Origin of the sequence: Pseudomonas sp. Z18(2022), from assembly GCF_036346535.1 — a bacterium.
In the GTDB taxonomy this organism is placed as follows: Bacteria; Pseudomonadota; Gammaproteobacteria; order Pseudomonadales; family Pseudomonadaceae; genus Aquipseudomonas; species Aquipseudomonas yamanorum_A.
Genome location: NZ_JAOTOA010000006.1, coordinates 153319 through 176902, shown reverse-complemented (window position 1 = coordinate 176902; position 23584 = coordinate 153319). Strand labels below are relative to the sequence as shown.

23 protein-coding genes are annotated in these 23584 nt (G+C 61.9%); 14 read left to right on the top strand and 9 right to left on the bottom strand.

Annotation, left to right across the window (positions count from 1 at the left end):
- The 3 genes from folE to V3W39_RS15825 are packed head-to-tail and all read right to left on the bottom strand — an operon-like array spanning position 1 to position 1910.
- A complete protein-coding gene (gene folE, locus V3W39_RS15835; RefSeq protein ID WP_177026501.1) occupies positions 1–561 on the bottom strand; it encodes a GTP cyclohydrolase I FolE in 561 nt (186 codons plus the stop codon).
- A gap of 20 nt (positions 562–581) precedes the next feature.
- A complete protein-coding gene (gene folM, locus V3W39_RS15830) occupies positions 582–1292 on the bottom strand; it encodes a dihydromonapterin reductase (protein ID WP_259197505.1) in 711 nt (236 codons plus the stop codon).
- A gap of 57 nt (positions 1293–1349) precedes the next feature.
- Positions 1350–1910, bottom strand: a complete 561-nt coding sequence (locus V3W39_RS15825) for an antibiotic biosynthesis monooxygenase (RefSeq protein WP_177077176.1) — start codon at positions 1908–1910, stop codon at positions 1350–1352.
- Positions 1911–2124: 214 nt separating this feature from the next.
- Between V3W39_RS15825 and V3W39_RS15820 the strand changes: the two genes are divergently transcribed.
- Complete coding sequence (locus V3W39_RS15820) at positions 2125–3081, top strand: MerR family transcriptional regulator (protein WP_442968404.1); 957 nt, start codon at positions 2125–2127, stop codon at positions 3079–3081.
- A 2-nt stretch (positions 3082–3083) separates the two neighbouring features.
- Here V3W39_RS15820 and V3W39_RS15815 read toward each other — a convergent pair whose 3' ends face one another.
- Positions 3084–3689 carry a hypothetical protein gene (locus tag V3W39_RS15815; RefSeq protein ID WP_177077180.1) on the bottom strand — a complete coding sequence of 202 codons (606 nt, stop codon included), beginning with the start codon at positions 3687–3689 and terminating at the stop codon, positions 3084–3086.
- 58 nt (positions 3690–3747) lie between these two features.
- On the bottom strand, positions 3748–4215 hold the full coding sequence (locus V3W39_RS15810; RefSeq protein ID WP_259197503.1) for a PAS domain-containing protein: 468 nt from the start codon (positions 4213–4215) through the stop codon (positions 3748–3750).
- 112 nt (positions 4216–4327) lie between these two features.
- Between V3W39_RS15810 and V3W39_RS15805 the strand changes: the two genes are divergently transcribed.
- Complete coding sequence (locus V3W39_RS15805; protein ID WP_330212939.1) at positions 4328–4783, top strand: flavodoxin; 456 nt, start codon at positions 4328–4330, stop codon at positions 4781–4783.
- Here the strand turns inward: V3W39_RS15805 and V3W39_RS15800 are convergent.
- A complete protein-coding gene (locus tag V3W39_RS15800; protein WP_088427075.1) occupies positions 4764–5660 on the bottom strand; it encodes a LysR family transcriptional regulator in 897 nt (298 codons plus the stop codon). The genes V3W39_RS15805 and V3W39_RS15800 overlap by 20 nt on opposite strands.
- Positions 5661–5759: 99 nt before the next feature.
- On the opposite strand from V3W39_RS15800, the gene V3W39_RS15795 reads away from it, so the two are divergent.
- The 4 genes from V3W39_RS15795 to V3W39_RS15780 all read left to right on the top strand — a co-directional run bounded on the left by V3W39_RS15795 (position 5760) and on the right by V3W39_RS15780 (position 8672).
- Entirely contained in the window at positions 5760–6146 is a 387-nt protein-coding gene (locus V3W39_RS15795) for a CidA/LrgA family protein (protein ID WP_177077184.1), read from the top strand.
- Complete coding sequence (locus V3W39_RS15790; protein WP_177077186.1) at positions 6136–6822, top strand: LrgB family protein; 687 nt, start codon at positions 6136–6138, stop codon at positions 6820–6822. The genes V3W39_RS15795 and V3W39_RS15790 overlap by 11 nt, the downstream gene beginning before the upstream one ends.
- Positions 6823–6987: 165 nt before the next feature.
- Positions 6988–7770, top strand: coding sequence for a class II aldolase/adducin family protein (locus V3W39_RS15785; protein WP_330212938.1), 783 nt, complete (start codon positions 6988–6990; stop codon positions 7768–7770).
- Entirely contained in the window at positions 7770–8672 is a 903-nt protein-coding gene (locus V3W39_RS15780) for an alpha/beta fold hydrolase (RefSeq protein ID WP_177077190.1), read from the top strand. The genes V3W39_RS15785 and V3W39_RS15780 overlap by 1 nt, the downstream gene beginning before the upstream one ends.
- A gap of 267 nt (positions 8673–8939) precedes the next feature.
- Here the strand turns inward: V3W39_RS15780 and V3W39_RS15775 are convergent, their stop codons facing one another.
- Positions 8940–9107, bottom strand: coding sequence for a hypothetical protein (locus tag V3W39_RS15775; protein ID WP_330212937.1), 168 nt, complete (start codon positions 9105–9107; stop codon positions 8940–8942).
- A 508-nt stretch (positions 9108–9615) separates the two neighbouring features.
- Here V3W39_RS15775 and V3W39_RS15770 point away from each other — a divergent pair.
- The 4 genes from V3W39_RS15770 to V3W39_RS15755 all read left to right on the top strand — a co-directional run bounded on the left by V3W39_RS15770 (position 9616) and on the right by V3W39_RS15755 (position 16936).
- The gene (locus V3W39_RS15770) at positions 9616–10527 is read left to right on the top strand and encodes an SDR family oxidoreductase (protein ID WP_177047264.1); all 912 of its coding nucleotides are present in this window, start codon (positions 9616–9618) and stop codon (positions 10525–10527) included.
- Positions 10528–11011: 484 nt separating this feature from the next.
- A complete protein-coding gene (locus tag V3W39_RS15765) occupies positions 11012–12802 on the top strand; it encodes a DUF1302 domain-containing protein (RefSeq protein ID WP_177047262.1) in 1791 nt (596 codons plus the stop codon).
- 26 nt (positions 12803–12828) lie between these two features.
- Positions 12829–14196, top strand: a complete 1368-nt coding sequence (locus V3W39_RS15760) for a DUF1329 domain-containing protein (RefSeq protein ID WP_017476034.1) — start codon at positions 12829–12831, stop codon at positions 14194–14196.
- Positions 14197–14446: 250 nt separating this feature from the next.
- The gene (locus tag V3W39_RS15755) at positions 14447–16936 is read left to right on the top strand and encodes a LuxR C-terminal-related transcriptional regulator (protein ID WP_330212936.1); all 2490 of its coding nucleotides are present in this window, start codon (positions 14447–14449) and stop codon (positions 16934–16936) included.
- 135 nt (positions 16937–17071) lie between these two features.
- On the opposite strand, the gene V3W39_RS15750 is transcribed toward V3W39_RS15755, so the two are convergent.
- Positions 17072–17863, bottom strand: coding sequence for an IclR family transcriptional regulator (locus tag V3W39_RS15750; protein WP_177075339.1), 792 nt, complete (start codon positions 17861–17863; stop codon positions 17072–17074).
- Positions 17864–17982: 119 nt separating this feature from the next.
- Between V3W39_RS15750 and hmgA the strand changes: the two genes are divergently transcribed.
- From hmgA to V3W39_RS15730, 4 genes are all read left to right on the top strand, one after another.
- Entirely contained in the window at positions 17983–19287 is a 1305-nt protein-coding gene (gene hmgA / locus V3W39_RS15745) for a homogentisate 1,2-dioxygenase (protein WP_177114877.1), read from the top strand.
- Positions 19288–19290: 3 nt separating this feature from the next.
- The gene (fahA, locus tag V3W39_RS15740) at positions 19291–20577 is read left to right on the top strand and encodes a fumarylacetoacetase (RefSeq protein WP_330212935.1); all 1287 of its coding nucleotides are present in this window, start codon (positions 19291–19293) and stop codon (positions 20575–20577) included.
- 12 nt (positions 20578–20589) lie between these two features.
- Positions 20590–21234, top strand: a complete 645-nt coding sequence (gene maiA, locus V3W39_RS15735; protein WP_330212934.1) for a maleylacetoacetate isomerase — start codon at positions 20590–20592, stop codon at positions 21232–21234.
- A 176-nt stretch (positions 21235–21410) separates the two neighbouring features.
- Positions 21411–22778: an MFS transporter gene (locus V3W39_RS15730; protein WP_259196196.1), complete on the top strand. Its 1368-nt coding sequence runs from the start codon at positions 21411–21413 to the stop codon at positions 22776–22778.
- Here the strand turns inward: V3W39_RS15730 and V3W39_RS15725 are convergent.
- Positions 22749–23573, bottom strand: coding sequence for a class I SAM-dependent methyltransferase (locus V3W39_RS15725; RefSeq protein WP_330212933.1), 825 nt, complete (start codon positions 23571–23573; stop codon positions 22749–22751). The two genes, V3W39_RS15730 and V3W39_RS15725, sit on opposite strands and share 30 nt — an antisense overlap.
- Between the last annotated feature and the right edge of the window lie 11 nt (positions 23574–23584).

Below are 23584 nucleotides of genomic sequence, written 5' to 3'. Positions count from 1 at the left end.
CTACTTGCTCCGTCCAATCAGTTGCAGGAACTCCATGCGCGTGGTGTTCGACTCACGGAAGGCGCCGAGCATCACCGAGGTGTTCATGGTTGAATTCTGTTTTTCGACACCGCGCATCATCATGCACATGTGCTTGGCTTCGATCACCACCGCCACGCCGGATGCCTGGGTGACTTGCTGGATGGCGTCGGCGATTTCCCGCGTCAGGTTCTCCTGGATCTGCAGGCGCCGGGCGAACATGTCGACGATACGCGCCAGCTTCGACAGGCCGAGGACCTTGCCGGTCGGAATATAGGCCACATGCGCCTTGCCGATAAAGGGCAGCAGGTGATGCTCGCACAGCGAATACAGCTCGATGTCCTTGAGGATCACCATCTCGTCGTTGTCGGAAGCGAACAGCGCCCCGTTGACGATTTCCTCCAGGTTCTGCTCGTAACCATGACACAGGTATTGCATAGCCTTGGCGGCGCGCTTTGGCGTGTCGAGCAAGCCTTCGCGCTCCGGGTCCTCACCCAGGCCCTTGAGGATCTCGCGGTAGTGGTGGGGCAGGGATAAAGTCATACAACATCCTCGCAAACGGCTTACTTGATATGCCGCCCGCCGTTGACGGTCAGGGTGGTACCGGTGACATACGGGTTATCCAGCAGGTAACGCACACTCTGGTAAATCACCTCGGGGCCGGGCTCGATGCCCAGTGCCGCCTTGGCCAGGACCTTGGCGCGGTAGGCCGCGTCGTCGCCCTCGTTGAACATCACCATCGCCGGGGCAATGCCGTTCACCTTGATATCCGGTGCAAGCTGCGCAGCAAACGACAAGGTCAGGCTGTCGAGCCCGGCCTTGGTGGCGCAGTAGGCAATGTGCTGGCGGCTGCCCTTGCGGGTCACGTCGTCGCTGATGTGCACGATATCCGCAGGTGTGGAGCGTTGCAGCAAGTGGGCACAATGCAGGTTGATCAGGTACGGCGCAAGCATGTGCACGCTGAACATGTCGATGAACGCGCTGCTCTCATTGCCGGGTGTTTCCGCGTCCCAGGCCGAGGCATTATGAATGATCGCCCGCAGGCTTTGGGTGTGGGTCTTCAGTTCGTCGATGAAAGCGAGAATACCGGCTTCGTTGGAGAAATCGGCAAACACGCCAATCGCACCGCGCTCGCGCAAGGTCTGCACGCCGGGGCGTTCGCTGCGGTAGCTGAAAATCACCGGCTGCCCTTCGTCCAGCAGGCGCTGGGCGCAATGCAGGCCGACACGTTGGCCGGCACCGGTGATCAGGATCGGGGCGGGAGTGGAAGACATGGGAGGCTCGGGTCGCTGGCAGGCTAAAACTATACCAGCGAGCGGCCTCCCTTGTACTCAAGCGGTGGCTTCGCTGGCCTTTGGCCGGGCCGGGGTCGGATGCAGCCAGCCGGCCAGCAGGTGGGTCGACAACGGGATAAAGAAGTAAACCATCAATGGCGTGAGCGCGAGGGTGCTGACCAGCACGCGGCTCAACAAACCCAGCTCGCCGAGCAGCGGCTCAAGGCCAAAGTTGAACAGCAGCGACACCGGGAAAAATGCCAGCCAGATCGCCACGGCCTGCTTCCAGCGCGGCGGTCGCGCGGCGGCGGCACCAAACCAGCCGTCTATACCGCGTACGCGGTGCTCAGACGGTGCAGCAAACAGCTCGCTGCCACGACCGAGCCATGCACTGCGGGACGCGGAAAACTCCCACGCGTGCAGGGTCTTTTCATCGGCAAAGCGGAAAATAATCTGGAATTCATCATCGTTGGGCGGCGGTGCAAGCACGCCGGAGCCCAGGTAACCGGGAAAGTCCGTGGCCAATTGCTCGCCTTCGCGCAGCCACGCCATCAACTCTTCATAACGACCCTTGGCCACGCGGCGCGCAACCATCAGGGTAACGGGGGAGGTAGACATCGTGTATCTCCATAAGGATCAGGTGCGCTGGGCCGGGTAGGTGGCGCACGAACGAAGCTGCGGGGTAAGCAGCCACGTTGAAAAAACAGGCAAGGATTATTCCTGTTTTGAAAAAATACGCCAGCGGCACTGGTCGGTTAACTGAAGACCTTGAATCGGACAGTTGTATGGGCGTTAAATGGGATCCAACATTCCCCGATGATTCAGTGCCCAGATGTCCGTAATGACTGCTCCCCTCCCTGAAATTGCGTTTGGCGGCCCCGCTGATTCCGGCGAGCTGTTCCCTATTCGCGAAGTGGCAAGATTGACAGGCGTTAATCCGGTCACGCTGCGTGCCTGGGAACGTCGTTACGGGCTGATCCAGCCGATTCGCACCGAAAGCGGGCACCGCCTGTATTCGCGCACCGATGTCGAGACCGTTCATCGCATCCTGGACTGGATTGAGCGCGGCGTGTCGGTGAGCAAGGTTGGGAAAATCCTTGCCCGCGATGAGCAGCCAGTCGACGCAGCTTCCGTCGCACCAGCCGGCGCCGAGCAGGAATGGAGCCAATGGCAGCAGCAACTGCGAACGGCCGTCGGTGCCTTCGACGACCGGCAACTGGACCGGTTGTATGGCCAGATTTACGCGGCCTACCCGGTCGCGGTGGTGTTCCAGGACATTCTGATGCCGCTCTGGCAGCAGCTATTGCGGCACCAGGGGCTTTTTGGCCAAACCAGTGAGTGGCTGTTCTTTGATGGTTTCCTGCGTAGCCGCACCTGGAAACGCCTGCAGACAGGCTGTGCCACTGCGGCGCCTCGGGTGTTGCTGGCGGCCATTGCCGGGGAATGCCGGGAGCTTGAACTGTTGGTGGCAGGCCTGCTGATGAGCGGTGACGAGCTGGCGGTCAAGGTCCTGGCCGTGGGGCAGCCGATGGATGAATTGACCCTTGTCTGTGAAAAAACCAAACCACAGGCTCTTGTGGTGTTCTCTAATCACTCGCCTACCAACGAATTGCCCCGGCGCCTTGAGCGGCTGGCCTTGACCCTGGATTGCCCGCTGCTGCTGGCCGGCGATGCGTCGGAACTGGCGCAGGAGCAGTTGGAGGGTACGCCCGTCGGTTGCCTGGGGAATGAAGGGCGACTGATGCAGCGCCGCCTGCGGCAGTTTCTGCGCGGCAACCTGGATAGCTGACGTCAGGCGTGGACTTCGGGGTGAAACAGGCGGTGTTGCTGCAGGATGAACTGGCGCAGGCGCTCGGTTTCATCCACGTCATTCTGGCTTAGACGGTAGGCGAACAGGCCCCGGGCATTTTCCCGCTCCAGGGTGCCACGCACCGAGATGCGCTCGTAGCCGGACGGGCTGAACCACAGCGAAAAGGTCTTGGGCGCCTTGAGCCGCCCGCGAATTTCCACCAGCAATCCCTTGAACGACACCTCGTGTACCCACAGTGCACCGGGCTGCCCCTTGATATTTTCCAGCGCTACCGGCTCTTCAAGCGCCAGGCGCCACGGGCGGATCATCGGCCCGTCTTCGAAAATACTCGGCACACCCAGGCGCAAATGCACGGCATGAAACTCGTCTTCCACCAATTGCAGCGGAAAGGTCATTTGCTGGTTGTCGAATTGTGCCTGGAGGGTGACATGGTCATGGGCGGCCAGGCGGGTGAGCAGATCACGAATCTGCGCACCGCCGTTGACCGTCAGGCTCGACGACGCATCCCGCACGTTGAGTTGCGGGTTATGGTGCATGGTCTGAATAAAATCCAGCTCGTCCTGCGTCAAAAGCGCGTCGCGTTGCATTGATCTTGCTCAAGGGAGAGGTATTAAAACGCCATTATCTCTCTAAAGACCGCGTTTTCTAGTTTTTGTTAGATCCGCTCGTCGCCTTGAGTGCTTCAAGCTCCGCCCTGAGTTCTGCCAGTTGGGCTTCCAATTGCGCCACACGCTGCTGGGCCTTGACCTGTACCGTCACGTCTTTTTGCACGCCGACGAAATAGGTCTGCTTGTCGGCTTGGTTGTAAACCGTTGATAACGACAGCTCATTCCAGAAATGCGTGCCGTCCTTGCGGTAATTGCGCAGGATTTCGCGGCAGGAGCCACCGCTGTCCAGGGCTTCCCGAATCGCCATCAGCCCCGGCTGGTCACGGTCGCCCGATTGCAGGAAGCGGCAATCCTGATAGAGGATTTCGTCGAGGGTGTAGCCGGTCATGCGTTCGAACGCCGGGTTTACGTAGATCAGTGGCTTGTCCTTGCCTTCCCGCTCGGCAACCACGATGCCGTCGTTGGAAGCGTTGATCACCAGTTGCATCAGCTTGGCGTTAATCATTGAGCGGTCCATGGCTTGTCTTGGAATGTGCAGTTTAAGACATGCCGGTAGTCTGTCCACTGGCCCCAGCTGTTAATATCCCAGGCTTTTAGTCAGCTACAGGATCAGATTGATGAAAGTCGCCATCCTTTCCGGCTCGGTGTACGGCACGGCTGAAGAAGTTGCCCGCCACGCTGCCAGTATTCTCAACGCGGCCGGCTTCGACGCCTGGCACAACCCGCGGGCCACCCTGGCCGACGTACAGGGCTTCGCCCCTGAAGCCTTTCTGGCCGTGACCTCTACCACCGGCATGGGCGAATTGCCCGACAACCTGCAGCCGCTGTATTCGACCATTCGCGACCAACTGCCGGCCGCCTGGCGCGGGCTGCCGGGCGCGGTGATCGGCCTGGGCGATGCCAGCTATGGCGACACCTTCTGCGGTGGCGGTGAGCAAATGCGCGAGCTGTTTGCCGAGTTGGGCGTGCACGAAGTGCTGCCGATGCTGCGCCTGGATGCCAGCGAAAGCGTGACCCCGGAAGCCGACGCCGAGCCTTGGCTGGCGGACCTGGTTACTGCACTGCGCGGTTGACCGGAAACTCCCGCAACAACGCCAGCCAGGCCTGGGCGGCTTTCGACAGATAGGCGCCCTCACGCCAGATAAAGGCAATGTCCCAGCGCAGGTAGTCGGGGGCCTTGAGCGTGAGGCGCACCACCCCGGGCCGCACCAGGCCTCGAGCCACCACGCTGGGCAGCAGCACCACGCCTTGGCCGGCGGCCACCAGGGCCGCGAGGAAATCCGCCTGGCCGCTGCGCCCGCTTTCCTTCGGGGTAAAGCCCAGTTGCTGACAGGCCTGTAGCAGGCGGTCGTTTAATACAAAGCTGCGCTGGTACATCAGGAACGGTGTGTCAGCCAACTCCTCCAGGCGAATCTGCGCGTTATCAGCCAGCGGATGGTCCATCGGCAGCAGGGCGTCCAGCGGCTCATCGCAAAATGCCTGCCAGGCGAATGCCGGGTCGCTGGGCATCAGGCTGCCGCCCACTTCCAGCTCTCCACTCAAGATCGCCTGCTCGATATTGCGGCTGCCGCCTTCCAGCAACTGAATGGTCACGTTCGGGTAGCGCCGCCGGTATTCGGCAAACAGCCCGGCAAACAGCGTGTCGCCGCCCAACTGTGGCAGGCCCATGCGCAGCTCGCCACGGGTCAACTGATTCAAGTCATCCAGCTCACTGAGCAACTCGGCTTGCTGGCGCAACATGGCCTCTGCCCGCTGCAGCACCACCTGGCCGGCGGCTGTCAGACGAATCTGCGAACCCAGGCGATCCAGCAGCGGTGTGCCCAGGCTTTGCTCCAGTTGGGCCACCTGCTTGCTGACGGCGGACTGGCTGATGTGCAGGGTTTTGCCCGCCTGGGTAAAACCTCCCCGGTGGATCACTTCGACAAAGCTGCGCAGCTGTTTGAATTCCATTAGCCTGATTCCAATTTGGAATAGCTTGCAGTCTAACAATTCGCTGTGGGGATGCCAGGGCCCTCTTTAAAATGGGAGCCCTGCGAGGACCCAAAGCTCATGAAACGTTTCACCTTCAAACTCGTCGGTCGGTTGCTGGCTGAACTGATCGTCCTGCTGGCCATTTACTTTCTGGGCTGCCAACTGGCCGCCTGGCTGAGCTGGCCTATTCCCGGCGGTGTGGTGGGCCTCGGCCTGCTGTTGCTGACCTTCGCCACCGGCCTGGTGAAACCGGCAGCCCTGCAATTGGGCGCCGGTGTGCTGATGGCGGAGATGCTGCTGTTCTTTATTCCGGCGTTGATGAGCCTTCTGGACTACGGCGGCCTGGTCAAGCACGACGGCTGGCGGATCATGCTGGTGATCGGTTTCAGTACCTTGTCGGTGATGCTGGTGACCGCGTTTACCGTGGAATTTGTCTGCCGCTGGAAGCTGCGCCATGAGGCTTGAGCTGATGCCGATGTTCTGGCTCGCGTTGACCCTGGGCGCCTACGGTTTCAGCCGCTGGATCTACCGGCGCACCGGGCGCTACCTGCTGTCGCCGCTGATCCTGGTTCCTGCACTCTTGCTGGCGGTGGCCGTGCCGATGAAAACCGCCTACGCCGAATACTCCACCGACACCCACTGGCTGATGCTGGTATTGGGCCCGGTGACCGTGGCGTTTGCCATTCCCATCTGGCAGCAGCGCCAATTGCTGATGCGCCATTGGTCGGCCCTGTTGCTGGGGATGGTAGCGGGCAGCGTGGCGTCCATCGCCACCTCCTATGGCCTGGCCAAGGCCCTGGCGCTGGACAGCTCGGTGACGATGTCGCTGGTGCCGCGTTCCATCACCACGCCGTTCGCCATGCCGGTCTCCTCCGACCTGGGTGGCGTACCGGAACTGACGGCCGTGTTTGTGATGTTCACCGGGGTGTTCGGCGCCATGCTCGGCGGCGTACTGCTCAAGTGGCTGCCGTTGCGCACGCCGTTGGCGCGCGGTGCATTGTTTGGCGTGGGCGCCCATGGCGCGGGTGTCAGCCGGGCCCATGAAGTGGGCGGCGAGGAAGGCTCGGTGGCGGGGCTGGTGATGGTGCTCACCGGGCTGCTCAACCTGTTCGCTGCGCCTTTATTGGCGTCGCTTCTCTGACACGCACAGAACAAAATCGAACTATCCTCAGGACTGACCCGCTCGGTCATCAAGCTGGCTGCCAATGCAACTACGGTGGGCTCGAGGTCTGACTAGACTGCCTCTTCTGCCTGGATTGCCCTTTTACTCAAAAAAATAAAAAAATGCGCCAAGGAGGTCATTGCCGTGAGCCTAGCCACTGTTCAATCGACACACAGCGTAAAAGACCAGGTCAGCGCGGCCGAATGGCAGGCCCGCGTCGACCTCGCCGCGTGCTATCGCCTGGTGGCGATGCATGGGTGGGGCGACCTGATTTTCACCCACATCTCGGCCAAGGTGCCGGGCACCGAAGACTTCCTGATCAACCCCTACGGGCTGATGTTCCACGAGATCACCGCGTCGAGCCTGGTGAAGGTCGACCAGGCCGGCAACAAACTGATGGACAGCCCCTACGACGTCAACCCGGCGGGCTACACCATCCACAGCGCGGTACACGAAGTTCGCCACGACGTGGTTTGCGTGCTGCACACCCACACCGCTTCCGGCATCGCCGTTTCCGCACAGAAGCAGGGCGTGTTGCCCATCAGCCAGCAATCCTTGTTTGTGCTGTCCAGCCTGGCTTATCACGCCTACGAAGGCGTGGCGCTGAATCACGAGGAAAAGGCCCGCTTGCAGGCCGACCTTGGCGAAAACAATTTCCTGATGCTGCACAACCACGGCCTGCTGACCTGTGGTGGCAGCATCGCCGACACCTTCCTGATGATGTTCATCTTTCAGCGCACCTGCGATATCCAGGTGATGGCGCAGAACGGTGGCGCTGAATTGATCACGATTGCGCCGCAGATATTGGCCGGTGCCCGGGCGATGATCGCCGGGGTCACCAAAAGTGCCCAGGGCATGGGCGGCGCGCTGGCGTGGCCGGCGTTGCTGCGCAAACTCGATGCACTCGACCCCGGGTATAAAAGCTGATGCCACTCGCCGAGATCCCGCTGCGCATCTGGCGCAAGCGCGCCCAGAGCTTCGAGTTTCGCGGCCGTACCATTCGTTACTGGGTGGCGGGGCAGGGCGAGCCGTTGCTGCTGATCCATGGTTTTCCGACCGCCAGTTGGGATTGGCATTACCTCTGGCAGCCGCTGGCCCAGCGTTACCAGGTGATTGCCTGCGACATGCTGGGGTTCGGCGATTCGGCCAAGCCGCTGGATCACACTTATTGCCTGCTGGAACAGGCGGATTTGCAGCAGGCGTTGCTGGAGCATCTTTGGGTGCAGCAGCCGGTGCATGTGCTGGCCCATGATTACGGTGACAGCGTTGCGCAGGAGTTGCTGGCGCGGCATTACGAAGGTCGGTTTCAGATGGCCAGCGGGGTGTTTCTCAACGGTGGGTTGTTTCCGGAGACGCATCGTCCGGCGTTGGTGCAGAAGCTGTTGCTGAGCCCGTTGGGGTGGATGATCGGGCGGGCGTTTGGGCGTAATGCGTTGGCCAACAGTTTTGGGCAGATTTTCGGGCCGGCGACTCGGCCCAGTGAAAGTGCGCTGGATGATTTCTGGAGCTTGATTGAGAGCCAGGATGGGCCGCGGATTTTGCACAAGTTGATTGGCTATATTCCCCAGCGTCGCCAGCAGCGGGAGCGTTGGGTGGCGGCGATGCAGCGTGGCGAGGTGCCTTTGCGAGTGATTGATGGCGAAGTTGATCCGATTTCCGGGGGGCACATGGTTGAGCGCTATCGTGAGCTGGTGCCGCATGCGGATACGGTGTTGCTGGCCAATATCGGGCACTACCCGCAGATTGAGGCGCCCGTGCAGGTGTTGAAGCATTACTTGGCGTTTCGGGAGGGGCTTGGGGTTGGGGTTTCTCGGGTGGCTTATTCTTGAGGTTTTGATGGGGGGCATATCCGTTGGTGCGGTAACGGCTACTTAGGGTTCCGCTCTTACAGCGGGTCACTTTTGAAAAGCGCAAAAGTAACCAAAACGCTCTGCCCCGCCTGTCGGCGCCTCGCTGTGGCTCGGCGTACCCTCACTTCGGTATTGCTCCGCGGGCCGCCGCGACGGGGCGTCCCTGCCCCGTCGCGGCTAAACCGGCGTCCTGCCGGTTTACCCGCTCCTCAATCCCTGCGTTCGGCCTCGGGCTGAATGGGGCAGTCAGATCAAGATCAAGATCAACAGCACGGCGGCCTGAAAGCCGACCTGAGTGTGGTGAAGCAAAGGCAAAAGCTGCTTTTCTGTAGGAGCTGGCTTGCCGGCGAAGAACCTGAGAGCGCCGCGTTCATTCAGGACGCCAACGTCATCGTTAACGACCATCGCCGGCAAGCCAGCTCCTACAGTAGAACGTGCTCGCTGTAGATTTTGATGTTGCCTTTGCTTCACCACACTCAAGCCGGCCTGTAGGCCGCTGTGCTCTGGCTTTTGATCTTGATTTTGATCTTAGGCGCCCCGTTAAACCACGCTGGCCGAACGCAGGTAGTACGGAGCGGGTAAACCGGCAGGACGCCGGTTTAGCCGCGACGGGGCAGGGACGCCCCGTCGCGGCGGCCCGCTTCGTGCTACCGGAGCTGAGGGCACACCGAGCCTAAGCGAGGTGCCGAGTGGTGGGGCAAGAGCGTTTTGCTTACTTTTGCGCTGTTCAAAAGTGAGCCGCTGTAAGAGCGGAACCATAGCCGGCCATCACCCAAATAACGGATATGTACCCACACCCAGGCCACACCAATCATCCCCCAGCCTTATCGCGCACCATTCACCCCCAACCGTATTTATTGTGACCAAAAGCCCTGTGCCTGACACTCCATTCATCTATCCCTAACCGCCCCTGGAGTTCCCAATGAGTGAGCCTGTGCAGTTCCAAGACAAGGTCGTGATCGTCACCGGTGCCGGCGGTGGATTGGGTCGCGCCCACGCACTCCTGTTCGCCAGACACGGCGCCAAAGTGCTGGTGAATGATCTTGGCGGCTCAACCCAGGGCGAAGGCGCCAACGCTTCGGCGGCCGATCGCGTCGTGGCCGAAATCCGCGAGGCCGGCGGCATCGCCGAGGCCAACCACGACTCCGTCACCGACGGTGACAAAATCGTCCAGAACGCCCTCGACGCCTTCGGCCGCATCGACGTGGTGGTCAACAACGCCGGGATCCTGCGGGACAAGACCTTCCACAAAATGGAAGACAGCGACTGGGACCTGGTCTACCGCGTGCACGTCGAAGGCGCCTACAAAGTCACCCGCGCCGCCTGGCCGCATCTGCGCGAACAAGCCTACGGCCGGGTGATCTTCACCGCCTCCACCTCGGGCATCTACGGCAACTTCGGCCAGTCCAACTACGGCATGGCCAAGCTCGGCCTGTATGGCCTGACCCGCACCCTGGCGCTGGAAGGCCGCAAAAACAACATCCTGGTCAACGCCATCGCTCCTACCGGTGGCACACGCATGACCGAAGGCCTGATCCCGCCGCAAGTCTTCGAGCGCTTAAAGCCGGAATTGATCAGCCCGTTGGTGGTGTACCTGGGCAGCGAAGCGTGCCAGGAAACGTCGGGGCTGTTTGAGGTGGGCGGTGGCTGGATCGGCAAGACCCGCTGGGAGCGCAGCCTGGGCGTTGGCTTCGACCCTGAGGCGGGGTTTTCGCCGGATGACGTCGCCGCCCACTGGCAGCAGATCTGCGACTTCGAAGGCGCCGCTCACCCCAAGGACAACATCGAGGCCTTGAAGGAGATGATGGCCAATCTGCAGAAATACAGCCTCTGATCGTTGCATGAAAAAGTTTTAATCAACCCGGGGCGCCATGGCGCCCCGTTTTATTTCCGGCAAAAAAAAGCCGCTGCAAAGGCAGCGGCTGAAGTAAGACGTTTGATCAAGGAGCAATAAATCAACGTCAGTGAACACCGGTAACAGATTGAAAATAATGATCAATCCGTCAAAACTTGCTGTTCCTCCCAGTGAGGGAAGCGGGCGGTTCACCCTGAAAGCCAAGCAAGAATAGGCTTTTGTTACAGAATGAAAAATAGCGATTCGGGACAAGGACTGTTACCAAACCGGCAACAGTGATGCCGACGCCTCATACATCCCCCTGATAACCCTTCATCCATCTCGTCCATGCCCCCGCCAATACCCCGGCCAGAGCGCCCCTTCATCCTTTCGGGCGACAACACGAATACCTCCTTGGTGCGCTTATCGCTCCTGATTGCGGGCAGTAGGGTGGGGCCTTCTGTCACACCACCGGGGAAGACGCATGACAAGAACAACAATGCGCGCCATCTTCAGGCCACAGGCGCTGGCCGCTGCGGTTGCTTTGGGTTGCTGTGCCCAGGCGCAGGCTGTTTCGTTCAACATTGGCGAGATCGAAGGGCAATTCGATTCCTCGCTGTCGGTGGGTGCCAGCTGGGGCATGCGCGACGCCGATAAAAAGTTGGTGGGCATTCCCAACGGCGGCACGGGCCAGGCGTCCACCGGCGATGACGGCCGCCTGAACTTCAAGAAGGGCGAGACCTTCTCCAAGATCTTCAAGGGCATCCACGACCTGGAGCTCAAGTACGGCGACAGCGGCGTGTTCGTGCGCGGCAAGTACTGGTACGACTTCGAGCTGCAGGACGAAGACCGCGAATTCAAGCAGATCAGCAATAACCACCGCGACGAAGGTGCGCGTTCCTCCGGCTACGAATTGCTGGATGCGTTCGTCTACCACAACTATTCCATCGGTGATTTGCCGGGCAACGTGCGCGTCGGTAAACAGGTGGTCAGTTGGGGCGAAAGTACCTTCATCGGCAACTCCATCAACAGCATCAACCCGATTGACGTCTCAGCCTTTCGCCGGCCCGGTGCCGAGATCAAGGAAGGCCTGATTCCGGTCAACATGCTGTTTGCATCCCAAAGCCTCACCAACCAACTGAGCGTGGAAGGCTTCTACCAGTTGAACTGGGAAAACACCGTGGTGGATAACTGCGGGACCTTCTTCGGTAACGACGTGGTAGCCCACGGCTGTAATGGCAACTACACGGTTGGCAGCCCGGCGATTGCGCCGTTGCAGCCGGTGGCGGCGGCGTTTGGCCAGGGCTTCCAGGTGACGAACGAAGGCGTGGTGGTGCAGCGTGCAAAAGACCGCGAGGCACGCGATGGCGGCCAATTCGGGATGGCCTTGCGCTGGCTGGGCGATGACACGGAGTACGGCCTGTACTTCATGAACTACCACAGTCGCACGCCCACCGTCGGTACCATCACCGCCAATACCAACCTGGCCACCATTGGCCGCATCATCAATACCGCCAACAGTATCGCCCCCGGATCAGGCTCCGGACTGGCGCAAAGCACGATGCTTGGCCGTGGCCAGTATTACCTCGACTACCCGGAAAACATCCGCCTGTTCGGCGCCAGTTTCTCAACCACCTTGCCCACCGGCACCGCCTGGACCGGCGAAATCAGCTACCGCCCGAATGCGCCCGTACAGCTCAACACCACCGACCTGACGCTGGCCCTGGTCAACCCGATTGCCGGTAACGCCGCCTCACCCATCAGCAGTTCCTTCGGTGCCGACAACGCCGGCTACCGCCGCAAGGAAATCACCCAGATCCAGAGCACCATGACCCAGTTCTTCGACCAGGTGCTGGGCGCCGAGCGCCTGACCCTGGTGGGCGAAGCGGCCTTCGTGCACGTCGGCGGCCTGGAGGCGAAATCCAAGCTGCGTTACGGCCGCGATTCGGTCTACGGCCAATACGGTTTCGGCGGCGACACCGACGGTTTCGTCACGGCCAACTCCTGGGGTTATCGCGCCCGGGCCATCCTCGATTACAACAACGTATTCGCCGGGGTCAACCTCAAGCCCAACGTGTCGTGGTCCCAGGACGTCAGCGGCTACGGCCCCAACGGCCTGTTCAACGAAGGCGCCAAGGCCATCAGCGTTGGCGTGGACGCGGACTACCGCAACACCTACACCGCAAGCCTGAGCTACACCGACTTTTTTGGCGGTGACTACAACACCCTCACCGACCGCGACTTCATCGCCTTAAGCTTTGGCGTGAACTTCTGATTGGGTTTAAGGAAGGACAAGAGACTATGCGCAAGATGATTCTGCAATGCGGCGTGTTGGCCCTGAGCCTGCTGGCTGCCAACGTGATGGCGGCTGTTTCGCCGGAAGAAGCGGCCAAGCTCGGCACCACCCTCACCCCGGTGGGCGCCGAGAAGGCCGGCAACGCCGACGGTTCGATCCCGGCATGGACCGGCGGCATCCCGAAAAACGCCGGCGCGGTCGACAGCAAAGGCTTCCTCGCCGACCCGTTTGCCAGTGAAAAACCGCTGTTCGTGATCACCGCCGCCACGGTCGACAAGTACAAGGACAAGCTCTCCGAAGGCCAGGTGGCGATGTTCAAGCGCTACCCGCAAACCTACAAGATCCCGGTCTACCCCACTCACCGCACGGTCAACCTGCCGCCGGAGATCTACGAGTCGATCAAGCGCAGCGCGCTCAACGTGCATGCGATCAACGACGGCAACGGCCTGGAGAACTTCACCGGTAACCGCTACTACGCGTTCCCGATTCCCAAGAACGGCGTGGAAGTGTTGTGGAACCACATCACCCGCTACCACGGCGGCAACCTGCGCCGCATCATCACCCAGGCCACGCCACAGACCAACGGCAGCTACACGCCGATCCGCTTCGAAGAAGAAGTGGCCGTGCCGCAACTGATCCCGGACATGGACCCGGTCAAGGGCGCCAACGTGCTGACCTTCTTCAAACAATCGGTGACTGCTCCGGCGCGCCTGGCAGGCAACGTACTGCTGGTGCATGAGACGCTCGACCAAGTGAAGGAACCGCGCCTGGCCTGGGTCTACAACGCCGGCCAGCGCCGGGTGCGCCGTGCGCCGCAAGTGGCCTACGACGGGCCGGGCACTGCGGCCGACGGCCTGCGCACCTCGGATAACTTCGACATGTTCTCCGGCGCCCCCGACCGCTACGACTGGAAGCTGGTGGGCAAGAAAGAGATGTACATTCCCTATAACAGCTACAAGCTCGACTCGCCGACCCTCAAGTACGACGACATCATCAAGGCCGGCCACATCAACCAGGACCTGACCCGCTACGAGCTGCACCGGGTCTGGGAAGTGATCGGCACCGTCAAGCCGAGCGAGCGGCACATCTACGCCAAGCGCCACATGTACATCGACGAAGACAGCTGGCAAGTGGCGCTGGTGGACCACTACGACGGCCGTGGCCAACTGTGGCGTGTGGCCGAGGGGCATGCGCAGTTCTACTACGACCACCAGGTGCCGGCCTACACCGTTGAAACCCTGTACGACATCATCGCCGGGCGCTACATCGCCCTGGGCATGAAGAACGAAGAGAAGAGCAGCTTCGTGTTCGGCTTTGCGGCCAAGGCGGCCGACTACACGCCGGCAGCATTGCGCTCGGAGGGCGTGCGCTAAAACCTGATTGAAATGCGCTCAACCTGTAGGAGCTGGCTTGCCTGCGATAGCGGTGTATCAGTAACAGATACCTAACCTGACACACCGCTATCGCAGGCAAGCCAGCTCCTACAGTTTCAGGCCGGTAGCCTTTTGGGCTCCCGGCTTTTTTATGTCCGACAATCAGCCTGCTGAATACTCCTCAACAACCGCCAGCCACAGGACTAGGGTAGGGCGCACGCCGCCCAATAATAAAAACAGGGACGCAGTAATGACCGCCATGACCCGTTGTCTGGATCGTCCTGGATTCATGCCACGCTTGTCTCCCCATCATCTGTTGCGCCCACGCCTGGCCGTGCCGTTGCTCAACGCCTCGGCGCGGGTGAAGTTGCTCTGCGCCCCGGCCGGCAGCGGCAAGAGTGCGCTGCTCGCCGAGTGCGCCTTGCAGGCGCCGGCGGATTGCCAGGTGTACTGGTTGCCGCTGAACGGCGCGGCTTTGGATTTGTGCCAGCGCCTGGCCCAAAGCCTTGGCCTCGATTTTGTCGATGAACCTACGCTGCTGCTGGCCCTCAACCGCTGGCAAGCGCCTGCGTGGCTGTTTCTGGATGACTTCTGCCGTGTGCCGGCGCCTGAGCTGGATGGCTTGCTCGATCGTATTCTGGCCGCCAGCAGCCCGGCCTTGACCTGGTGGATCGGCGCCCGGCGGCGCCCGGCGTGTAACTGGCCGCGGCTGTTGCTGGACGATGAACTGTGGGAATGCAGCGCGGCGGAATTGGCGTTTGATCACGACGAAATCCACGTATTGGCCGGGACCGCTGTCGACAAGGTGCTGACGTTCAGCGCCGGCTGGTGCGCCGGTGTACGCATCGCACTGCTTGAAGGCGACGGGCACCCTGACAAAACCTTGCTCGACTACCTGCAACACGAACTGTTCAGCGGCCTGGCCCCGGAACTGGCCGAAGCCTGGCGCGTGCTTGCGCACCTGCCGCGCTTCAACCCGAGCCTGTGCGACCATCTGTTCGGCTTTGGCGACGGTGGCGCCTACCTGCGTGACTTGCAGACGCTGGGCGCCTTTATCGAACCCTGGGACGACGCCACCGACTGGCTGCAAATCTTCCCGCCGCTGGCGCAGCTTATGCGCGACGAACCCTGGCCGGCCAAACGCTCCTGGCACCGGCGCGCCTGCCAATGGTTCACCGCCGCCGAGGACTGGCAAGCGGCGTTTGAACAGGCTCTGCTGGCCGAAGAATACGAAGTGGCCGTGAGCCTGCTGCAGCATTTCAGTTTTGAAGACCTGTTCCGCCAGCAAAACGCCGTGCTGCTGTTGCGCCTGCATGAGCAGCATGGTGATGAGTTGATGCTGGGTTCCGCGCAACTGGTGGGGCTGGTGACGGCGGCGTTGCTGTTTGCCGGGCGCTTCGATCAGGCGGCGTTGTGTATCGACCAATTGGCGCGCTTTACCCCGCAACCGACCGCGCACTTGCAGCGGTATCTGCTGGCTCGCTGGCAAGCGCAATGGGGTTGGCTGCTGCACCTTGGCGGCGAGGCCGCACGGGCCCGCGAGCATTTTCTGGAAGCGCTGCAAGATTTGCCTGAAAGCGCCTGGACCTCGCGGTTGATGTGCCTGTCGGGCCTGACTCAACAGGCCCTGCTGCGTGGCGAACTGGACGTGGCCCAGGCGCTGAACCGCGAGGCGTTGTGCCTGGCGCGGTCCCACGGCTCCTTGCTGCTGGAGGCGTTGCTGGAGTTGGATCACGCGCAGTTGCTGGAGCAACGCGGCGCGCCGTATCGGGCCCAGAGCCTGCTGGAAAACGTGCAACGCATGCTGGTGCAACAGCGACTCAAGGCCGGGCCGTTGATGGGGCGGATTTCGTTGCGACGGGGGCATCTGGCCCTGCGCCAGGGGCACGATGCGGTGGCCGCCGAATGCTTCGAATCCGGCCTGGGCATGTGCCTGCACAGCCAGGACAAGCGCGTGCTCTACGGCTATCTCGGCCTGGCGCTCTTGGCCGCCAACAAAGGCGATTACGCACAGGCGTTTATCCAGTTGCGGGACGCCGAGCGCCTGATGCAGCAACGCCAGGTACCCGACACGGTGTATCGCGCTGTGCTGCTATTGCTCAGCGGGCATTTCTGGCTGCAACAGGGCCGCGCTGAACTGACCCTGGAAGCGGTAACCCGCGTGCTGCGTCACTACCGTGGACCAAAAGCCAAACAGGCACCGCCGGCCACCCTGGAGTTGATCCCGCGCCTTGAGTATTTGCAGGTGTTGGCCGAAGTGAAATTGCGTCGCGCCGAAGAGCCCGTCGCCCGCCTGAGCGCGTTACTGGAGACCGCGCGGCAGCGGGGCATGCTGTGCCTGGAAGCGGAGTTGCAGTTGGTGCTGGGGGAAGTGGCCTGGCAAGTCGGCGATCGACCATTGGCCGTGCGCTCGCTGGAAGCCGGGTTGGAACTGGCGGGGCGTTGCCAGGTGCAACAGGCGATTCGCGAATTGCGCCTCAGGCAGCCGGGGTTGTTGAGCGCGTTGGGGCTGGAGCCGCAGGAATGCCCAGCGGCGGCAGGGGAAAATCCTCTGAGCCAGCGTGAGCTGGAGGTGCTGCAGTTGATTGCTCAGGGCAATTCCAATCTGGAAATTGCCGGCCAGTTGTTTATCTCGCTGCACACGGTGAAGACCCACGCGCGGCGGATTCACAGCAAGCTGGGGGTGGAGCGGCGCACCCAGGCGGTGGCCAAGGCCAAGACCTTGGGCTTGATGGCTTGAACTCCAATCCGGAAAGCTACGCAGGCCAGTGTGGGAGCCGGGCTTGCCCGCGATAGCGGTGTGTCAGTGACAGATAGCTAACCTGATGCACCGCTATCGCAGGCAAGCCAGCTCCCACAGTTGAACGGCCTTGTGTCAGGGAAGCTGATAACCCATGCGCCAACTCACCGCCTGGGTCGCCGCCAACAAACGCTTCGCCGCCGGGCCGTCTTCATCGGCATGGAACAGCGACGTCGGCCCCACCACGGTCAACACCGCCGCCACCTGCCCGACTGCGTTGAACACCGGCGCCGACAGCGCGTCCACGCCGGGCATCAGCAAACCGTGCACAAAGTGCAGGCCGCGTTGGCGGATCTGCTCACAGGTGCTGGCGTACGCCTGGTCATCCGCCAGCGCATGGGCGATGCCCGCCTGAATCTCCCGCTCACGCAACTCCACGGTTTCCCGCGTCGGCAGAAACGCGCTGAACACCAGCCCGGTGGACGAACTGAGCAACGGCAACACCGACCCCAATTGCGTGACCACCGTCACCGCGCGCACCGCCGGTTCGATATGCACCACGGTCGCGCCCTGGTTGCCCCACACGGCCAGGAAGCAGGTTTCATTCAACTCGTCCCGCAGTTCCGCCAGCGGCAGGGCGGCGACTTTCAGCACGTCCATGCTGCCCAGCGCGGCGAGCCCCACGCGCAGGGCTTCGCGGCCCAGGCCATAGTGGTTGGTGGCGGTGTTCTGTTCGGCAAAACCTGAGGCAATCAGCGCCTGCAAGTAGCGGTGGACCTTGCTCGCCGGCATTTGCACGTGTTCGGCCAGGCGCGACAACGAGGTGGCCGGCGACAGTTCCGCCAGGGCCTTGAGGATGTCGGTGCCCACTTCAGCCGAGCGGACTTTCTGTTTACCGGTGTCGCGGGGAGCGGACGGCTTTTCCATGGAGGGCATGAATCCGAAGGACGAATGGGCGTCTTTATAGCTTGACGGTCAACAGGTATCAAATTACGTTATGCGTAACTGGATTACGATAAAAACAACTTCCGCTCAGAGGATGATCCATGACCCTCGAATCAACTATTTCAGAGCCGGTCTACCAGTCGGGCTTCGGCAATGAATTTGCCAGTGAAGCCTTGCCTGGCGCCTTGCCCGTCGGCCAGAACGCCCCACAAAAAGCGCCCTACGGGCTGTACACCGAACTCTTCTCCGGTACCGCCTTCACCATGGCCCGCAGCGAAGCCCGGCGCACCTGGCTGTATCGCATCCAGCCGTCGGCCAATCACCCGGCGTTCGTCAAGCTGGAACGGCAACTGGCCGGTGGCCCGCTGGGCGCCGTGACGCCCAATCGCCTGCGCTGGAACCCGTTGGATATTCCCGGCGAGCCGACAGATTTCATCGACGGGCTTGTCGGCATGGTCGCCAATTCGGGATCGGAAAAACCCTCAGGCATCAGCATCTATAACTACCGCGCCAACCGCTCCATGGACCGCGTGTTCTTCAACGCCGACGGCGAGTTGTTGATTGTTCCCGAGCAGGGCCGCCTGCGCATCGCCACCGAGTTGGGCGTGCTGGACGTGGAGCCGCTGGAAATTGTCGTGCTGCCACGCGGCCTGAAATTCCGCGTTGAACTGCTGGACGCTCAGGCCCGCGGCTACGTCGCCGAAAACCACGGCGCGCCACTGCGCCTGCCCGACCTCGGCCCGATCGGCAGCAATGGCCTGGCCAATCCACGGGATTTCCTCACGCCTGTCGCCCATTACGAAGACCTCAAGCAACCGACCACCCTGGTGCAGAAATTCCTCGGTGAACTGTGGGGCTGCGAGCTGGATCATTCACCGCTGAACGTGGTGGCGTGGCACGGCAACAACGTGCCGTACAAATACGACCTGCGCCGCTTCAACACCATCGGCACCGTGAGTTTCGATCACCCGGACCCGTCGATTTTCACCGTATTGACCTCGCCCACCAGCGTGCACGGCCTGGCCAACCTCGACTTCGTGATCTTCCCGCCTCGCTGGATGGTCGCCGAAAACACCTTCCGGCCGCCGTGGTTCCACCGCAACCTGATGAACGAATACATGGGCCTGATCCAGGGTGCCTACGATGCCAAGGCCGAAGGCTTCGTGCCCGGCGGCGCGTCCTTGCACAGCTGCATGAGCGCCCATGGCCCGGATGGCGAGACCTGCACCAAGGCCATCAACGCGACGCTTGAGCCCCACAAGATTGATAACACCATGGCGTTCATGTTCGAGACCAGCCAGGTGCTGCGTCCTACTCAGTTCGCGCTGGAATGCCCGCAACTGCAACCTTCCTACGACGCTTGCTGGGCCTCGCTGCCTGCAACCTTCAACCCGAATCGGAGATAACCCATGACTCAGCCTAATCTCACCCGCAGTTGGGTCGCTTGCGCCAACGGTCACCGGGATTTCCCGCTGCAAAACCTGCCGTTGGGTGTGTTCAGTCTCAACGGTTCGGCACCGCGCAGTGGCGTGGCGATTGGCGAGCAGGTTCTTGACCTGCAGGCCGCTGTGGAATGCTTTGAGGGCGACGCCCGCCGTGCCGTTGAAGCCACTGCTGGCGGTCAACTGAATGCGTTTTTCGAGCTCGGCCGTGGCCCACGCGTGGCCCTGCGTGAGCGCCTGCTGGAACTGCTGGCGGAAGGCAGCAGCCTGCAAGGCAAACTGCAAAGCGCGCTGCACTTGGCGGCCGATTGCGAGATGCACCTGCCAGCCAAAATCAACGACTACACCGATTTCTACGTGGGTATCGAGCACGCGCAAAACGTCGGCAAACTGTTCCGTCCGGACAACCCGCTGCTGCCCAACTACAAGTACGTGCCGATCGGTTATCACGGGCGCGCTTCGACGATCCGCCCGTCGGGTACCGACGTCCGCCGCCCTAAAGGCCAGACCCTGCCGGCCGGCCAGACCGAGCCGACCTTTGGCCCCTGCGCCCGTCTGGACTACGAGCTGGAACTGGGCATCTGGATCGGCCAGGGCAATGCCATGGGCGACTCGATTGCCATCGGCGACGCCGCTGACCACATCGCCGGCTTCTGCCTGCTCAACGACTGGTCGGCGCGCGATATCCAGGCCTGGGAATACCAGCCGCTGGGCCCGTTCCTGTCCAAGAGTTTTATCACCAGCATTTCGCCCTGGGTGGTGACGGCTGAAGCCCTGGAGCCGTTCCGCAAGGCCCAACCGGCGCGCCCTGAAGGCGACCCGCAACCGCTGCCCTACCTGCTGGACAAGCGCGACCAGGCCGCCGGTGGTTTTGATATCGAACTGGAAGTGCTGCTGACCACCGCCTCGATGCGCGAGCAGAACTTGCCGGCCCATCGCCTGACCCTGAGCAACACCCAGCACATGTACTGGACCGTGGCGCAAATGGTTGCGCACCACAGCGTCAACGGCTGCCAGCTGCAGGCCGGCGACCTGTTCGGTTCGGGCACTTTGTCGGGGCCGCAAGCGGGCCAGTTCGGCAGCCTGCTGGAAATCACCGAAGGCGGTAAAAAGCCGATCGAATTGGCGTCTGGAGAGGTACGTAAATTCCTTGAAGACGGCGACGAAATCATCCTGCGTGCCCGCGCCAGTCGCGACGGGTTTGCCTCCATCGGCTTCGGCGAGTGCCGGGGTACCGTGGTCGCGGCGCGCTGAGAGGGCAGGGCCATGGAACTCTATACCTACTACCGCTCCACTTCGTCGTACCGGGTGCGCATCGCGCTGGCCCTCAAGGGCCTGGATTTCACTGCGGTGCCGGTCAACCTGCTGGTGCCCAAGGGCGGCGCCAACCACCAGCCGGAGTACCTGGCGATCAACCCCCAAGGTCGCGTGCCGGCCTTGCGCACCAATGACGGCGATGTGTTGATTCAGTCGCCGGCGATCATCGAGTACCTGGAGGAACGTTATCCACAGGTGCCGTTGCTCGCCAAGGATCTGGCGACCCGCGCCCATGAGCGCGCGGTGGCGTCGATCATCGGGTGCGACATCCATCCGCTGCACAACTCCAGCACCCAGAACTTGCTCAAGCAGTGGGGGCACGATGAAGCGCAGGTGCTGGAGTGGATCGGGCACTGGATCAGCCAGGGTTTGGCGGCGGTGGAGCAGTTGATCGGTGATCAGGGTTATTGCTTTGGCCAGCAGCCGGGGATGGCGGATACGTTTTTGATTCCGCAGGTTTATGCGGCCGAGCGGTTCAAGGTGTCGCTGGCGGCGTATCCGCGCATTCAGCGGGTGGCGGCGTTGGCGGCGCAGCATCCGGCGTTCATGGCGGCTCATCCTGCCAACCAGCCCGATACCCCTGACATACCCTAAATCAATGTGGGAGCTGGCTTTTTGTGGGAGCCGGGCTTGCCCGCGATACAGGCACCTCGGTGTGTCAGTTACAGCGAAGTGATGCTATCGCAGGCAAGCCAGCTCCCACAAAAGCCCAGCTCCCACATGTGAGCTCCAGCGTGTCCAAACTATAAAAACAACACAGGTCTCTTGCGATGCACAATCAGATTGCCAGCTTTCGTGCGGCACTCGACGCCCGTCCGGTGTCGCGCTATCAGTGGTTGATACTCCTGTTGCTGGCTCTGTTGCTGGTCACCGACGGCTACGACGCCCAGGTCCTGGGCTACGTGGTCCCGGCGCTGGCCAAGGACTGGGGCCTGGAAAAAGCTGCGTTCGGCCCGGTGTTCAGCGCCAACCTGCTGGGGCTGACCCTCGGCTCCCTCGCCGTCACGCCGCTGGCGGACCGCTTCGGTGTAAGGCGCATCCTGCTGTGTTGCGTGCTGATCTACGCCAGCCTCACGGTGCTGATGGTGTTCGCCAATTCCCTGAATACCTTGATGGCCGCCCGCTTTATCTGCGGCATCGGCATGGGCGGCGCGATGCCCAGCGCCATGGCCTTGATGTCGGAATATTCACCGCCCCGCTTGCGCACGTTGATGGTGACGCTGGCGGCGTGTGGTTTTTCCTTCGGCGGCGCGGCGGGCGGTTTCGTGGCCGCCGGGTTTATCGACAGCTTTGGCTGGCAGGCGGTGTTCCTTGCCGGCGGCGTGACGCCGTTGCTGCTGTTCCCGTTTCTCGCCTGGATGTTGCCCGAGTCCCTGCCGCGCCTGCTGCGTGATGCACCGCCGTATGCGCGCCTGCAAAAAGTCACCGCGCGGATGTTGCCCGGCTGGCAACCGCCGGCGGCGAGCGAGGCAGAAAACCGCCAGGAGCAAGGCAGCAAACTGACGGTGGTGGAGCTGTTTCGCCACGGTTATGCGCGCCCGACCTTGCTGTTGTGGGCGACCTTTTTTGTCAGCCTGATCCTGCTGTATTTCATGATCAGCTGGCTGCCTTCGCTGTTGCTGGAAAGCGGCCTGGGCCTGAACGAAGCCAACCTGGTGACCTCGATGTTCCTGTTCGCCGGGACCCTGGGTGCCATCGGCATGGCCTGGTTTGCCGACCGCCTCAAAAGCAAGGTGCGCTTGTTGTCCGGCGTGCTTGCTGCAGCTGCGGTGTGCACCATTCTGCTGGGCCTGAACCACGACAATCCGCGCTATCTGGTGGCCTGCGTGTTTGCGGCGGGCTTTTGCATCATCGGCGGCCAACTGACCCTGAATGCGTTCGCCAGTAACTTCTACCCGGCTCATGTGCGAGCGACCGGTACTGGCTGGGCGTTGGGAGTAGGGCGGTTCGGTTCGATCCTGGGGCCGTTGTTCGGCAGCCTGCTGCTGGCAATGCACATTCCAGTGCAGCAGATTTTCTTCTTCTGCGCGATTCCGGCGGTGATTGCGGCGTTGTTGATTATCCAGGTGCGCTCGCCAAAGAGCCCGGTGTCACAAGGCGCTGATGCGTTAGCGGCGCCTGGCGCTGATCACGCGTAACCCCCACCCGGTGGACACGCTGCCATCACTCTGCCGAAGGTGGGTGATGGTGGCCAGGAAACGCTCTTTCAGGCGGGCCTTGGCGGGCGGTGTCAGCCGGTCGATATCGTAGGTGTCTTTTAATGACGTCCATAGTTCCTCTGGCTGAGGCTGCCAATGGACGTCGATATCTTCGAAGCTGAGGTCGCTGAAGTGGTCCTCCAGCAAGGTGTGCCAGCCGGCTTCATTGCGGGTGCGCGGGTCGCCCATCTGCAGGTTGGGCAGGCGGTCTTCCTCGGCGATCGGACGAAAGGCTTCCAGAAACGCCACGCCGACTGGGCCCAGTAGAAAGCTTCTGCCAATCAGCACTGCCAATGTGCCGCTGCTGCGCAGGACTCGCTGCACCTCTTGCAGCACCTGGTCGAGGTCATCCATCAGCATGATCGCCATGTGCGACAGCAGCACGTCGACACTGGCTGTAGCCACACTCAATGATTGGGCGCGTTCCTTGAGCAGGGTGACCTCAACTGGAAGACGCTCGCCGGCGGCGTCGAGTTCGGCCTGGCTCATGTCGACACCGATCAGTTGCAAGCCGGGTTGCTGGCGGTCGGCCAGCAGCTTGAGCAGATAACCATCGCCGCAGGCCAGGTCCAGGACGGTGAGTGGGCTGTGTGTTGCCGGCACGTGCGCCGTCAACGCGGCATAGGAAGAGCTGTATTTCACCGCCGCGAGTTCGGCGAACGCCGCGCTGGTGGTGCCGGGCTGGCGCTGGTGGAAATCCTCGAGGTAACGTTCGGCGGGGGAGCGCAGGGGCATGACAACCTCAT

Bases quoted from the DNA above. Each gene is read 5' to 3' on its own strand.
- folE (WP_177026501.1), bottom strand. From the start codon at position 561: ATGACTTTATCCCTGCCCCACCACTACCGCGAGATCCTCAAGGGCCTG.
- folM (WP_259197505.1), bottom strand. From the start codon at position 1,292: ATGTCTTCCACTCCCGCCCCGATCCTGATCACCGGTGCCGGCCAACGT.
- V3W39_RS15825 (WP_177077176.1), bottom strand. From the start codon at position 1,910: ATGTCTACCTCCCCCGTTACCCTGATGGTTGCGCGCCGCGTGGCCAAG.
- V3W39_RS15820 (WP_442968404.1), top strand. From the start codon at position 2,125: ATGTCCGTAATGACTGCTCCCCTCCCTGAAATTGCGTTTGGCGGCCCC.
- V3W39_RS15815 (WP_177077180.1), bottom strand. From the start codon at position 3,689: ATGCAACGCGACGCGCTTTTGACGCAGGACGAGCTGGATTTTATTCAG.
- V3W39_RS15810 (WP_259197503.1), bottom strand. From the start codon at position 4,215: ATGATTAACGCCAAGCTGATGCAACTGGTGATCAACGCTTCCAACGAC.
- V3W39_RS15805 (WP_330212939.1), top strand. From the start codon at position 4,328: ATGAAAGTCGCCATCCTTTCCGGCTCGGTGTACGGCACGGCTGAAGAA.
- V3W39_RS15800 (WP_088427075.1), bottom strand. From the start codon at position 5,660: ATGGAATTCAAACAGCTGCGCAGCTTTGTCGAAGTGATCCACCGGGGA.
- V3W39_RS15795 (WP_177077184.1), top strand. From the start codon at position 5,760: ATGAAACGTTTCACCTTCAAACTCGTCGGTCGGTTGCTGGCTGAACTG.
- V3W39_RS15790 (WP_177077186.1), top strand. From the start codon at position 6,136: ATGAGGCTTGAGCTGATGCCGATGTTCTGGCTCGCGTTGACCCTGGGC.
- V3W39_RS15780 (WP_177077190.1), top strand. From the start codon at position 7,770: ATGCCACTCGCCGAGATCCCGCTGCGCATCTGGCGCAAGCGCGCCCAG.
- V3W39_RS15770 (WP_177047264.1), top strand. From the start codon at position 9,616: ATGAGTGAGCCTGTGCAGTTCCAAGACAAGGTCGTGATCGTCACCGGT.
- V3W39_RS15765 (WP_177047262.1), top strand. From the start codon at position 11,012: ATGACAAGAACAACAATGCGCGCCATCTTCAGGCCACAGGCGCTGGCC.
- V3W39_RS15760 (WP_017476034.1), top strand. From the start codon at position 12,829: ATGCGCAAGATGATTCTGCAATGCGGCGTGTTGGCCCTGAGCCTGCTG.
- V3W39_RS15755 (WP_330212936.1), top strand. From the start codon at position 14,447: ATGACCGCCATGACCCGTTGTCTGGATCGTCCTGGATTCATGCCACGC.
- V3W39_RS15750 (WP_177075339.1), bottom strand. From the start codon at position 17,863: ATGGAAAAGCCGTCCGCTCCCCGCGACACCGGTAAACAGAAAGTCCGC.
- hmgA (WP_177114877.1), top strand. From the start codon at position 17,983: ATGACCCTCGAATCAACTATTTCAGAGCCGGTCTACCAGTCGGGCTTC.
- fahA (WP_330212935.1), top strand. From the start codon at position 19,291: ATGACTCAGCCTAATCTCACCCGCAGTTGGGTCGCTTGCGCCAACGGT.
- maiA (WP_330212934.1), top strand. From the start codon at position 20,590: ATGGAACTCTATACCTACTACCGCTCCACTTCGTCGTACCGGGTGCGC.
- V3W39_RS15730 (WP_259196196.1), top strand. From the start codon at position 21,411: ATGCACAATCAGATTGCCAGCTTTCGTGCGGCACTCGACGCCCGTCCG.
- V3W39_RS15725 (WP_330212933.1), bottom strand. From the start codon at position 23,573: ATGCCCCTGCGCTCCCCCGCCGAACGTTACCTCGAGGATTTCCACCAG.